General features: G+C 48.5%; 2 protein-coding genes. One reads left to right on the forward strand and one right to left on the reverse strand.

The window, feature by feature from the left end:
- Positions 1–594, forward strand: a 594-nt coding sequence (locus A3735_RS26905; RefSeq protein ID WP_068638994.1) for an ABC transporter ATP-binding protein, incomplete at its 5' end; no start/stop codon positions are given.
- Here A3735_RS26905 and A3735_RS26910 read toward each other — a convergent pair.
- Positions 591–817 (reverse strand): DUF2062 domain-containing protein (locus A3735_RS26910; RefSeq protein ID WP_156499957.1); only part of this gene is annotated, 227 nt, incomplete at its 5' end. The two genes, A3735_RS26905 and A3735_RS26910, sit on opposite strands and share 4 nt — an antisense overlap.

Below are 817 nucleotides of genomic sequence, written 5' to 3' on the forward strand. Positions count from 1 at the left end.
GTCAGCGTATTGGGCGCTTCCGGCTCTGGTAAAACGACTTTGTTGAATATATTGGGTGGTTTGGATAAAGCGAGCGAAGGTCTTGTAAGGCTTTGTGGTAGCGACTTGAGTCAGTGCTCAGAGGCGCGCCTAACAGAGTTGAGAAATCAGAATCTGGGCTTTGTTTATCAGTTTCATCACTTGTTAGCGGAGTTTACGGCGGTAGAGAATATTGCTATGCCTTTATTCATTGCTGGCCAGAAACGGCGTTTGGCAGAAGCGCGAGCGCTTGAATTGCTTGACTTAGTGGGCTTGTCAGCACGGGCTAAACATAAGCCTTCTGAGTTGTCGGGAGGAGAGCGTCAGCGAGTTGCCATTGCTCGTGCGCTGGTCAATCAGCCAAAGTGCGTATTGATGGATGAGCCGACGGGAAATTTGGATGAAACCACAGCACGAAAGATCCAAGATGTGATGCTGACCTTGCAGCGTGAGCTGGATACAGGCTTCGTTGTCGTAACGCATGATACGCAATTAGCGCACAAGATGGACAGAGTATTAATCATGGAAGAAGGTGTGTTGAAGCCCTGGAGTGCTGCAGAGCAGGCTTCAGTTTAAACGGACTTGTTATCTTTTCTCGCTTTTCTGGCAGCGACTCGGTGGTGCCACTTTCTAAGGGTTGCGCGTTTCCAAATGGCGTCTATGCCGAAATAACCTGTGACGCCAAGTACGCAGCCGGCTACGAGAGAGCCAAAATACATAGGAATACCGACTTCATATAGTTTGTCTTTTAACCACTCGAATGAAAGCTCATACTCGAAAGGTGAAGCGGGAATATCAA

The sequence above is a fragment of the Oleiphilus sp. HI0061 genome (genome assembly GCF_001635675.1).